The organism is Youngiibacter fragilis 232.1 (assembly GCF_000495435.3).
In the GTDB taxonomy this organism is placed as follows: Bacteria; Bacillota; Clostridia; order Clostridiales; family Clostridiaceae; genus Youngiibacter; species Youngiibacter fragilis.
This window is the reverse complement of sequence record NZ_AXUN02000200.1, coordinates 1-9,344: the sequence shown is the minus strand read 5'-3', so window position 1 is coordinate 9,344 and position 9,344 is coordinate 1. Positions and strand designations below refer to the sequence as shown.

The window sequence follows — 9,344 nt, the reverse complement described above, 5'->3', positions numbered from 1 at the left end:
TCAGGCGACTTGTATATAATAGCACGGGGGATTGAAATGTGTCAACAAAGAATTTGAAAAACTTTTAAAAAGCTTTTAAAAAGCTTTCTGTTGTGCCAAATCAGGTATCGGAAAAGAAGTTCAAAATTCAAATATCCTTAGAATGCCAATTGAAATGAGGTATATCCCATTAAAGCAGAAAGGCCGCTTCCGCGGCCTCCTGGTTATTTTAGCATGAGATAGACGCCTACCGCGCCGGCAATAGCAGCAATAACATAGAAGAAGATCTCGGTTCCTTTGACTCCAAGTACCTTCTCAAAAAGCTGTATCTTCTTCATGCTCCATATTGATTCCGGTTTCTTGAGTGTCAGCATCACGACTAACCCTGCGTAGACGATGAGTAGTATTCCTATAATGGCTTGTGTGTTCAATGTAAAAACCTCCTCTTTCTAATTCTTCAGACAAGACCATGCTGTATTTTCTTCCTGAGCATAATGAATACCACACAGGTTATTGCAAGTATTATTCCGGTATGGGATGCAATCATTGGCCATGTCGCTTCAGTAAGGACTATCTTGTTCATGGCTTTGAATGCCCAGTAGAACGGTGACCAGTAAAGCAGGAACTGAAGGCTTTCCTTCAATAGGATGGCCCCGAACACTGACGCCAGGATCGGAACAAATAATAGCTTCATCCCTGAAATGGCGCCTATGACATTGTCATTGTTTGCACCAATCACGAAGCCCACTATGACACTTATGAACGCGATAGATACGGTAACCACCAGCACCATTGGGTAGTTGATGCCTTCATATCCCATGATCGCGATGACACCCACAACCTGTGCGAGTGGAAACAGAAAGCCAAGGGCGGCCTTACCTGCAGCAAGCTCAACCTTTCCTATCGGACTGACGTTAAGTGCAGTTATGGTCTTCTCCTGCTTCTCCTGGACCAGCCCTATCAGTATTACCATACCGCCAAATACCGAAACGAATATCGCCAGCAGGCTTCCTCCATATTGGCTGAGAGGCGATAGCTTCCAGCCGATATCAGTCACAGACACACCAATCGCTTTAGGCGTATCAAGGTTACTGATATGGTTGATGATTCCCTCAAGCAGCTCTGCGCTCCTATCCATCTCGTCACCCTGGCTGATAATGATGTACCTGTCCCCTTCCATTGTCAGTCCGAAAATATCGTCTGAATCCCCTATCCTTCTGATTGTTTCCTCCTTAGAGCCATACCGGGTCACTTCGGCGTATTCGCTTAGAACTGATGAAATCTCCTCGCTCACTGATCCATCAACGGCTACATTGATGGTTGTGGCGGAAACCGAGGCGGAAATGGCTTTAAGCAAAAGCGCAAGGATGAAAGGGGCGATGAGTATGTATAAGATCATGCTGTCCCTTAGGCCTGTCTTGATCTCCTTCATGAACAGTACAAGTACCCTTCTCATCAGAATACACCTCCAACTACAGTCAGCGTCTTCTTGAACCTGTATAGCGCGGCACCGAAAATCAGGGTACCTGCAGCAGCGGATCCGGCAGCAACCATGAAAACAAAGGAGCTGTCAGGTTGTGCAAGGAACACTTCCTTGAATGCGAAAAGCATGGGATATGAGGGTAGGAGCTTCACAGCCATTGGTGAAAACGCAGGCATGTAGTATGAAACAGTGGCAGTTGCGAGAAGGAAAACTACAATGAATATGCTTCCCATGGAATTGATGATATTGTCGTAGAAGCTTGCAATCAGCAGACCGATGGCTGTACCGAACATGTTTGTGCCTATCAGCAGCAGGAGAAGGTGTGGATAGTTCGCGCCCTTTCCCGCCACAAGGATTGTCGTCAACAGGCCTGTCATGATACCGGTCATCATCATGACTCCCATCTTTGAGATAAGATAATCCCTTATCCTCACTGGAGTCACGGTAAGCGCACGGATTGTCCCTTCATCCTTGTCTATGAAGATGTAGGCAGCGACAACGAACAGGCCGACAAATCCCGAATTAAGAAGCAGGAATACCGGAAGTATCCCTATCCTGTCGCTGAGTTTTGTACTTCGGGTGTCCAGCACCTCTATTTCAGCCTTTGATACGAACCCAGGCATCTTCTCGAGATAATCCGAGAGGATAGATGCCCTTACCATGTTCCGCACCCTGTCTCCCTCATACCCCTGCAGCACTACCTCATAGTTAATCTTGCTGCCGTCAAAGGTTACAGATACCCCTGAGGATTCCCTGTCGGCAGCAAGGCTGCCTACAAGAGCATCCCTCGAGTCAACGAAAACTATGCTCTCGCCTCCCTCTTCGAGCCTTTCCTTGACGGCAGATGCCATCGGGGACTCTTCCACATGCACATATGCCCTGACCGTCGGAACATAGTCTTCCGGCACAACGAACAATGCCACTGCTACAAATATAAGCGCCATTACAATCTCGATATAGATATAGAAGGTTCTGAAGGATACCTTAAGGTCTCTTAGGAACGTATACCAGAGTTTCATCAGACCAACCCCCTGCCGGTGACCTTTATGAAAATCTCCTCCAATGTTGCCTCCTTTGTGTGCATTGTAAGGATCTCACCCTTGTCTATTATGCTCCTGAGCCTGTGTCTGTCGTTATCTTCGATAATCGAAAGCGTCTCCTTGATTGACCTGTCACCTTCCCTGTACTCGATGTCTATCATCTTTTCACCATATTTCAGCTTCAGGTTCTTAGGGGAATCAATGAGCCTGAGTTTTCCGTCGACTATGAAGCCCACCCTGTGGCATAGCTCATCAGCTATGAACATATTGTGGGTGGTAAGGAATATGGTGGTGCCCTCCTGGTTCTTTTCCTTTATGATGTCCTTGATCTGGTTTCCTATGGCGGGGTCAAGACCTGTCGTAGGTTCGTCCAGAAACCATATCTCCGGCTTGTTCAGCATGCTCCTTGCGAAGGTCAGCCTGTGCTTCATTCCCTTGGAGAACGTTGATGCCCTCTTTTTCGAGACATGGTCAAGTCCTACGAGCTTAAGCAGCTCCATCGGATCCATGGTATCAGTATCAAAAAGCTTCCTGTAGAATTCAAGGTTCTCAAGTGCAGTGAGCTTTCCATATACGTTTGATTGCTCAAAGGAGACACCGATGCTATTGAACATTTCACTGGAAATCTTCCTAAGGTCATGTCCTGCAACGCTCCCTTCACCACCCTGGATTGGAAGGAGTCCTGTTAGTATTCCCTGCGTGGTTGACTTTCCCGCACCGGAAGGTCCGAGAAATCCGAACACCTCACCCTTCTCAACCTCAAAGCTGACGTCATCCACCGCCTTGTGGTCGCTCTTGTCATATACGTAGGTAAGATTGGAGACTTTTATCAATTCCCTTCACCCCTTTCTGCAAAACCATATCTTATGAAACCGATAAGCTTGTCCACCTCCTTAAGGATATCGATGGAATAGCCTTCGTCGCCATGCTCCCTGATGTAATAATCCATTACAGTCGAATTCAAAGAAGTCAGCATGTATGCTGCAAGGCTTACGTCGAGGTCTTTCCTGACCTCTCCCTTTGATTGGGCTTCCTTGATCAACACCTTGAAAATCTCATCAGACCTTGACCTGTTGTCATGCAGAAACTCCTTGTATATTTCAGATGACTGGTCTCTCATCAGCCTGTTTCCTATTTCAAGAAATTCAGGGTTGTTGATCCCGAATTCTATTCCTGACCTGAAGAGTTCCCTGATTAGGGTGAACAGGTCCAGGTTCTGGGGATTCTGAAGGAGCGGTCCCATATACTCCAGCTTCTTTTCAGCGATTATCGAGATTATGTGCATGTACAGGTCCTTCTTGTTCTCGAAATACTGATAGAAGCTTCCCTTAGGTATGTCCGATACGCCTACTATCCTGTTTATGCTCGAGCTCTGGTAGCTGTGCTTTCTGAATTCTTCCAATGCTGCAGCTTCAATCTTCCCCCTCTTTTCGTCAGGCAGATTGAAGAAAGTGCTCTTTGGCATCCTATCATCTCCAATGAGTTGTAATTATGACCATCTGGTCACATGACTTCTTGGTCATATTCTACCACCTCTCGCAATATTTGTAAACGGATACAAAGGAACCGGGCTGCTGTGCAACCCGGTTCCTTTGAAAAAACAGCCTGTTAATCCTTTCTATTTCGTATGTCCAGCTATTTAAGCTTCGCTGTCTTCCTACCTGAATATAAGGAATCCCGCTATTCCCGCTAGTATAACCAGCCTTATGGGATCCATCTTGAACCTGAAGTTTGCAATGAATGCGGCTGCGAAAATCAGTATGCTCTGGATGTTCACGAAGACGTCATCCATGAGGAGCACAGCTGCTGCCGCGATAAGGCCAACTGCACCAAGCCTTATTACCTTCAGAGTACCCTGGACGTATATTCCATCCTTGTACTTCATGAAGAGCCTTGAAACGATGAATATAATGATCACTGACGGCATTACAACTCCGAGGGTTGCGCAGGTTGACCCAATTACCCCTGCTGTCTTGTAGCCCACATAGGTTGCTGAATTTATTGCTATTGGCCCTGGCGTGGCCTGGCTGATACCTACAATGTTGATGAATGATTCGGCTGTGAGCCAGCCGTGCTTTGTGACAACCTCGCTCTGTATGAGGGGAAGCATGGCATAGCCGCCGCCGAAGCTGAACAGTCCGATCTTGAAGAAGGTTATGAAGAGGTCAAGTAAAACAGGCATCTATTTCATCCTCCTTCTTATATAAGTCGAGATTATCCCGAAGAGGATGAATCCTATTATGACATAAATGGGAGTAACTCCCAGGATTCCTACAAGGATCACCGCTGAAAGAGGAATGTAGAAGTTCTTCCTGTCCATCTTGGCAGTCTTTGCCATCTTGATTACAGGTGCGGCGATAAGCGCTACGACTGCAGGCCTGATCCCCATGAATACCCTGGCAACTATCGGATGCTTCTCTATTCCTATGAATACGGAAGCCACAAGGATGATTATAAGGAAGGACGGGAGTGTTGCTCCAAGGACCGTAGCCAGGAGACCCCTTACACCCTTTATCTTGTTTCCGACGAATACGCTGAGGTTGACTGCGATAGGTCCCGGTGCTGACTGGGATATCGCGACCATGTCGAGGAACTCCTCTTCACCTATCCATTTCTTGTTTTCAACGACTTCCTTCTGTATGAGCGGCAGCATTGCATATCCTCCTCCGATGGTGAAGGCACCTATCTTGAAGAAGGATATGAACATTTCGAGTAACAGCTTCAATAGTATGACATCCTTTCGTTTTTTATTACAGCAGCTGGGTGTTGTAGAGCTTGTAGTATTCGCCCTTCAGCGACAGAAGCTCCTCATGGGTTCCGTCTTCGGTTATCCCCTCACTTGTCAGGACTATTATCCTTTCTGAGCTTCTGATTGTCGCAAGCCTGTGGGCTATGATGAATGTGGTCCTGTCCTTTGCAAGCTCCTCAATGGATTTCTGGATAACGGCCTCGCTCTGGTTGTCCAGCGATGACGTTGCCTCGTCAAGGATCAGTATGGGCGGATTCTTCAGGAACATCCTCGCTATGGAGAGCCTCTGCTTCTGTCCCCCTGAAAGCTTGACTCCCCTTTCCCCAATGTATGTCATGAATCCATCCGGAGTATCCATTATGAAGTCATAGGCATTCGCCCTCTTTGCGGCTTCCACGATTTCCTCGTATGTCGCATCAAGCTTGCCGTATGATATGTTGTCATAGATGGTTCCTGAAAAGAGGAACACATCCTGCTGGACCATGCCGATATTCGCCCTCAGGGATTCTATTGTTACGTGCCTTATGTCCTTCCCGTCGATCATTATGGAGCCTGAATCAGTCTCATAGAATCTGGGTATCAGGCTGCATAGCGTAGTCTTTCCGACTCCGGATGGACCCACAAGGGCTATGGTCTGTCCTACAGGAACATCAAGGTCAATTCCGGCGAGGACCTCTTCCTTGTTGTTGTAGGAGAAACCCACGTTCCTGAACTCAACATGTCCCTGAACATCCTTGAGCTCCACCGCATCTTCACTGTCTCTGATCTCAGGTTCGACAGCCATTACCTCGGCAAATCTCCTGAAGCCTGCCATTCCCTTCTGGAACTGCTCGATGAAGTTAGAGAGTCTCCTGACAGGCTGGAGCATCAGGCTCATATAGATGACAAAGGCAACCATGTCGCCAAGGCCGATCCTCCCGAGATATACGAAATAGCCTCCGAATACCAGGGCAGCAAGGTTCAGTATGTTCGAGAAGAAGTGTATGCCACCGCTGAATATGCCAAGCTGCCTGACACTCTCAGTCCGAAGACCCATGAAGTTGTCGTTGCCCCTGTCAAACTTCTCTTCCTCGAACCATTCGTTGGTGAAGGACTTCACCACCCTGATCCCTGATATGCTGTCCTCAAGGCCTGCATTGATCTCAGAGAGGCTTACCCTTATCTTCCTGAAGTTGTTCCTCATCCTGGAATTGTAGATTACAGCAAATCCCATCAGGAACGGAACAATGGAAAATATGATGAGCGTCAGCGGAAGGTCCACCCTTGCGAGCAATACGAAGGACCCTACGATCATGAGAAAGCTGATGAACAGGTCCTCCGGTCCGTGGTGGGCAAGCTCCGCTATCTCATTAAGGTCATTGACCAGCCTTGACATGATGTGACCTGTCTTGGTGTCGTCATAATACCTGAAGGACAGCTTCTGAAGATGGGAGAACATGTCCTTCCTCATGGCATACTCCATCTTCACTCCAAGGAGATGTCCGTAGAAGCCGACTATGTAATCCATGAAGAACCTTATGACATAGAGCACGAGCATCGCTATCCCAAGCTTCAGAATCATTCCTATGTCCCTGTTTGGTATCAGCTCGTTTATGAACCTCTTGGTTATCTGCGGGAATATGAGGTCCGATGCCGCTACCAGTGTTGCAGCGGCCATATCCAGCAGGAACAGCCATTTGTGCGGCTTGTAGTATTCTATGAATTTACTGACCATAATTTCACCTCACAAACAATAGTATAATACAATATATCTTTATTGCAAAAAATAATGTCCATTTAACGAGACTTTCGTTATCTTCCTACACAAAGGATAGTATAATTAGAGGAAGATAACAAAATTTTCAAACAGCTTTATGGAGGTGGTTGAAATACTAGTATTGGCTCACAGGGGTTATTCCCACATATATCCGGAAAATACCATGCTGGCATTCAGAAAAGCACTCGAAGCCGGAGCGGATGGAATAGAGACCGATGTCCAGGTTACAAAGGACGGGGTTCTTGTCCTTATCCACGATGATGACGTATCAAGGGTTTCTGACGGTACAGGCAGGATAAAGGACCTGACCTATGAAGAGCTCCTCAAGTTCGACTTTGGTATAAAGAAAGGGCCTCAGTTCAAGGGGGAGAAGATACCTACCCTTCAGGAGCTCCTCAACCTTGTCAAGGACAAGGATATCCTGCTCAACATCGAGATCAAATACGGCTCCTTCCTTTATGAGGGCATCGAGGAAAAGACCTACCGGATGGTAAAGGAGAACGGATTGATGGACAAGGTCATATTCTCGAGCTTCAACCACTACAGCTGCCATGACCTCAAGGAAATTGACAGGGACTGCAAGACAGGCATCCTTTACTCTGACGGAATCTACAAGCCTTACAAATATGCTGAGGAACTTCCTGCCGATGCAATACATCCCTACAGGCTGCTCGTAAGCAGGCAGATAGTGGACGCCTGTCACAGGAGGAACATCAAGGTAAACGTGTGGACCGTGGATGACTTCAAGGAAGCGAAGATGCTTATGGATATGGGTGTCGACTGCATAATGACTAACAAGCCGAAAGAAATGATGGAATTTTTAGGAGTTGGTAAACATGGAGAGAAAGCTTGATTACAGAAAGACACTGCTTCTTGGCTTCGGTTTCTTCGCTATAAGCATAACGTGGAGCGTATACAACGCCTTCATGCCGGTACTTCTCGGAAATTTCCTTGAAAGCTCTGCGCTGATTGGCTTCATAATGACAATAGACAACTACTTCGCCCTGTTCATACAGCCTGCCGTAGGCTTCTACAGCGACGGGATAAACACCAGGTTCGGCAGAAGGATGCCTTTCATCATGATAGGCATGCCACTTGCCGCAGTATTCATGGCACTCATTCCAAATCATTTCAACCTGACTTCCCTTGTCATTTTCCTTGTCTTAATGAACCTTTCGATGAGCCTCTACAGGTCCCCTGTAATTGCGCTCATGCCTGACATAACCTACATGGAGCACAGGTCAAAGGCAAACAGCATAATCAACTTCATGGGAGGAATTGGCTCGCTGATAGCCTATGTCATAGGTTCAAGGCTCTTCAAATATGGGGAAGGATACCCCTTCTACCTGTCAGCCGTACTCATCGTAATCGCCTTTACGGTGCTCTTCATGAACATAAAGGAGAGAAGGGATGTAATTGGCTACGAGAAGGCTGAGGAGAAGAGGGATTTCGTAACGGGAGTGAAGACTGCTCTCAAGGACAGGAACACGACTTTCCTCCTTTTCGCCATCTGCAGCTGGTTCATCGGCTTCAATGGCGTTGAGACCTTCTTCACAAGATACGGCTCCCTTTATCTCGGTGTCGACCCTTCCGTTTCCGCCTTCACCCTCTCATTCATATCCCTTAGCTTCCTCATATTCGCCATCCCAGCCGGACTTATCGGCACAAAGATAGGCAAGAGGAACACGATAAGGATAGGAGTGGCAGGTGTCATAGCGCTGATGATCGCAGTCTACTTCGTTAAGCCAGGCAATCCTAACGCCATAACGATAATCAGGGGATTATTCCTTTTGGTGGGATTCTCATGGGCCTGCATCAACATCAACTCATACCCCCTGGTCGCCGACATGTCACCCTTAGGGCTCCTTGGCACCTATACAGGCGTATACTACCTGTTCTCATCAATAGCGAACATAGTATCTCCGCCTCTTCTTGGTTTAATCGTCGACACCTTTGGCTTCAGCATAATGTTCCTCTACGGTGCCTTCTTCTTCATACTGGCCTTCGTCTTCATGACGATGGTAAAGGACAAGAGGGCAGAGCTTAACGGAGGAGAGTAAAAGCATCAGCCATCATATGACCTGAATGGAGACATCAGACTATTATGGTAGAACAAGAACCTGAACCGGTACACGCAAACTCCCGGTTCAGGTTCTTCATATTGGATGCAAAAAAATTAGGCTTATGTGACATTAATTCATACCCTATTCGGACACATCTATTGTAAGAATTCTAACCTTAACAGCGCTTTGTATTATTGTAGCTCGTTACAGAGAAGACTGATACCTGGATTAGCCGCATTCTTTTCCAGTTAACTACTCAAACTTCGCACAATAA

General features: G+C 47.0%; 10 protein-coding genes. 2 read left to right on the top strand and 8 right to left on the bottom strand.

The features are described from left to right. Positions 1 to 203: 203 nt before the first annotated feature. The 8 genes from T472_RS15035 to T472_RS15000 form a co-directional block, all read right to left on the bottom strand. Positions 204 to 410, bottom strand: coding sequence for a hypothetical protein (locus tag T472_RS15035; RefSeq protein WP_023386009.1), 207 nt, complete (start codon positions 408 to 410; stop codon positions 204 to 206). 26 nt (positions 411 to 436) lie between these two features. Further along, complete coding sequence (locus tag T472_RS15030) at positions 437 to 1,435, bottom strand: ABC transporter permease (RefSeq protein ID WP_023386011.1); 999 nt, start codon at positions 1,433 to 1,435, stop codon at positions 437 to 439. Further along, positions 1,435 to 2,481, bottom strand: a complete 1,047-nt coding sequence (locus T472_RS15025; protein ID WP_023386014.1) for an ABC transporter permease — start codon at positions 2,479 to 2,481, stop codon at positions 1,435 to 1,437. Before T472_RS15025 ends, T472_RS15030 begins: the two co-directional genes overlap by 1 nt. Continuing rightward, positions 2,481 to 3,335: an ABC transporter ATP-binding protein gene (locus T472_RS15020; RefSeq protein WP_023386016.1), complete on the bottom strand. Its 855-nt coding sequence runs from the start codon at positions 3,333 to 3,335 to the stop codon at positions 2,481 to 2,483. Before T472_RS15020 ends, T472_RS15025 begins: the two co-directional genes overlap by 1 nt. Then, positions 3,332 to 3,967 (bottom strand): TetR/AcrR family transcriptional regulator, encoded by a 636-nt coding sequence (locus T472_RS15015; protein ID WP_023386018.1) that lies wholly within the window; start codon positions 3,965 to 3,967, stop codon positions 3,332 to 3,334. Before T472_RS15015 ends, T472_RS15020 begins: the two co-directional genes overlap by 4 nt. 192 nt (positions 3,968 to 4,159) lie before the next feature. Further along, positions 4,160 to 4,684 carry a chromate transporter gene (locus T472_RS15010; RefSeq protein WP_023863679.1) on the bottom strand — a complete coding sequence of 175 codons (525 nt, stop codon included), beginning with the start codon at positions 4,682 to 4,684 and terminating at the stop codon, positions 4,160 to 4,162. Further along, complete coding sequence (locus tag T472_RS15005) at positions 4,685 to 5,227, bottom strand: chromate transporter (RefSeq protein WP_023387137.1); 543 nt, start codon at positions 5,225 to 5,227, stop codon at positions 4,685 to 4,687. A 25-nt stretch (positions 5,228 to 5,252) separates the two neighbouring features. Next, positions 5,253 to 6,965, bottom strand: a complete 1,713-nt coding sequence (locus T472_RS15000; protein ID WP_023387138.1) for an ABC transporter ATP-binding protein — start codon at positions 6,963 to 6,965, stop codon at positions 5,253 to 5,255. Between the two features lie 139 nt (positions 6,966 to 7,104). Here T472_RS15000 and T472_RS14995 point away from each other — a divergent pair, with 139 nt between their 5' ends. Together T472_RS14995 and T472_RS14990 are read left to right on the top strand one after the other, a co-directional pair. After that, positions 7,105 to 7,860, top strand: a complete 756-nt coding sequence (locus T472_RS14995) for a glycerophosphodiester phosphodiesterase (RefSeq protein WP_023387139.1) — start codon at positions 7,105 to 7,107, stop codon at positions 7,858 to 7,860. Continuing rightward, positions 7,844 to 9,067: an SLC45 family MFS transporter gene (locus T472_RS14990; protein WP_023387140.1), complete on the top strand. Its 1,224-nt coding sequence runs from the start codon at positions 7,844 to 7,846 to the stop codon at positions 9,065 to 9,067. The genes T472_RS14995 and T472_RS14990 overlap by 17 nt, the downstream gene beginning before the upstream one ends. Positions 9,068 to 9,344 lie beyond the last annotated feature (277 nt).